This window comes from Novacetimonas maltaceti (genome assembly GCF_002906255.1).
Taxonomy (GTDB): Bacteria; Pseudomonadota; Alphaproteobacteria; order Acetobacterales; family Acetobacteraceae; genus Novacetimonas; species Novacetimonas maltaceti.
The window spans coordinates 1-1,725 of sequence record NZ_POTC01000126.1 but is presented as its reverse complement, the minus strand read 5'-3'; the positions used below and the strand labels follow the sequence as shown (position 1 = coordinate 1,725).

Annotated in this window: 1 protein-coding gene and 1 pseudogene; both read left to right on the top strand. The window is 50.3% G+C overall.

The window, feature by feature from the left end:
- Positions 1-174 precede the first annotated feature (174 nt).
- A complete protein-coding gene (locus tag KMAL_RS16555; RefSeq protein WP_014106232.1) occupies positions 175-792 on the top strand; it encodes a YceI family protein in 618 nt (205 codons plus the stop codon).
- Between the two features lie 374 nt (positions 793-1,166).
- Positions 1,167-1,625: pseudogene (wrbA, locus tag KMAL_RS16550) on the top strand (NAD(P)H:quinone oxidoreductase); the annotation flags it as partial.
- Between the last annotated feature and the right edge of the window lie 100 nt (positions 1,626-1,725).

Below are 1,725 nucleotides of genomic sequence, written 5' to 3'. Positions count from 1 at the left end.
GCCACGACTTCAGATCAGGCGGCAGAAGATACGGCTGAGACCGGTCAAACGGGATGAAGCTGCTCATCTCACCACCTTACAACTTCACCTCTTCACAGGGTACCCCAACCCGACAGGCTGCTAGAACAATCTAAGACTACACCGGGTATTAATCGTCTATTTGGAGTTATACTTATGAAATACGGTCTTTCTTTTGTTTCCGCTGCAGCCATGGCAATCGGGCTTCTGGCAGGTAACCCCGCGTCCGCGCAGGTTGTCACCAACGCAGCCCAGTCTCAATCTGGCACCTATAACGTTGAACCGGGCCACACACAGGTTGGCTTCTCCGTGCTGCATTTTGGCTTTACAAATTATCAGGGCGTATTCTCCAATGTGTCCGGCACATTGACACTGGATGCGCAACACCCAGCCGCCTCCAAGCTGTCTGTTACCATCCCTGTAGACTCCGTACAGACCACCAGCGCCAAGCTTAATGATGAACTCAAGAGCGATCAGTGGTTCGACGCTGCCAAATTCCCCAATGCCACGTTTGAGTCCACGTCAGTTCATCTGACTGGCCGCAACGATGCCATCGTAACAGGGAACCTAACCCTCCATGGCGTGACAAAGCCTGAAACACTGAAGGTTCACTTCATCGGTGCTGGCGTGAACGCACTGGACAAAAAATATACCACTGGTTTTGAAGCCACAGGCACCATCAAGCGCAGTGACTTCGGTGTGAAGATGTATGTGCCTTACGTGTCTGACGATGTGACTCTGCGCATTGCTGGCGCATTCGAAAAGCAGGACTAACGCTTGCAGCCACCTCTGCACGCAGTTGGTCCAAACAGTTAGAATACCCCAGTTGTGATCATCCTTCAGTGAATGATTACAACTGGGGATATCAGCCCTGACTGCGCGAGATGTTGCAACTGCGCAGGCATTCTCGCTCGCGTGGCGTGACTGAGCTGCTTGCAAAAAGACATTTACGGATCATTGGTCGTTCTCAAAATCTGTCCTGATATCGACATTACGAACAACAATAGGGTTCTCAGATCCTTACATGCTAAATCCAGAAACAGAATGTTTCCAACTTTAGGATGTTTGATAATCGTACAGGAGTTATCATCATGGGGTTTCTGAACTCCTTAAAGACATTGTTTTCATCACCTGAGAAAGACGTAAAAATGCCAAAAGTTCTCGTTCTCTATTACTCATCTTACGGTCACATCGAAACGATGGCCAACGCAATTGCAGAAGGGGTCCGTGAAGCAGGCCTTGAAGCCGATGTAAAAAGAGTACCTGAATTGGTGCCTGAGGATGTTGCGAAATCGCATCACTTTAAGACGGAGCAAAGCGCTCCCATCGCGACCACGGATGATCTGGTTAATTATGATGCCATTATCATAGGAGCTCCGACGCGGTTTGGCCGCCTCCCTGCTCAGATGGCAAACTTCTGGGACCAGACAGGCGGTCTGTGGCTCAAGGGCACACTGATTGGCAAGGTTGGTGCGGTCTTCACCTCCACGGCTTCCCAGCATGGTGGTCAGGAAACAACCCTGTACTCTCTGATGTCCAACCTTTTGCACCACGGTATGGTTATCAGCGGCCTTCCTTACAGCTGGAGGGATCGAAGAACCCTTGATTGATGTGCTTGGCCGGTAATTTCTGGGTTTTGGCGATTTGATTGACGGTTTTTGCGATGGCGTCCAGTCTGCGTTTTGAGCAGATTGGGAGTTGTCTCTC

Bases quoted from the DNA above. Each gene is read 5' to 3' on its own strand.
- KMAL_RS16555 (WP_014106232.1), top strand. From the start codon at position 175: ATGAAATACGGTCTTTCTTTTGTTTCCGCTGCAGCCATGGCAATCGGG.